This is a genomic window from Onishia niordana (genome assembly GCF_004798965.1).
In the GTDB taxonomy this organism is placed as follows: domain Bacteria; phylum Pseudomonadota; class Gammaproteobacteria; order Pseudomonadales; family Halomonadaceae; genus Onishia; species Onishia niordana.
Window position 1 is genome coordinate 1 of the sequence record NZ_SDSD01000092.1, and the last position, 264, is coordinate 264.

Genomic DNA, 264 nt, shown 5'->3' on the forward strand with positions numbered 1-264 from the left:
TCCTATCTCCTTAGCAACCTGAAAAGGGATATCTATTTTCTAGCTGAAGTAGACGATGAGCTTGTTGGTTTTTTAGCAATTCAAGTGATCATGGAAGAGATGGAAATTACCAACCTTGCAGTGAAGCCAGAATTTCAAAGTAACAAAATAGCCAGCACGTTGATGGATCAAGTTGCTGATTTTGCTGGTACCCTGTTTTTAGAAGTACGGGAATCTAATAAACCAGCGCAAAATCTCTATAAAAAATATAATGTCAAGGCCTTC

At 37.9% G+C, this 264-nt stretch carries 1 protein-coding gene; it reads left to right on the top strand.

The genetic code is table 11. The features are described 5' to 3' along the window. Positions 1–264, top strand: a 264-nt coding sequence (locus ETC27_RS18045) for a GNAT family N-acetyltransferase (RefSeq protein ID WP_136256073.1), incomplete at both ends; no start/stop codon positions are given.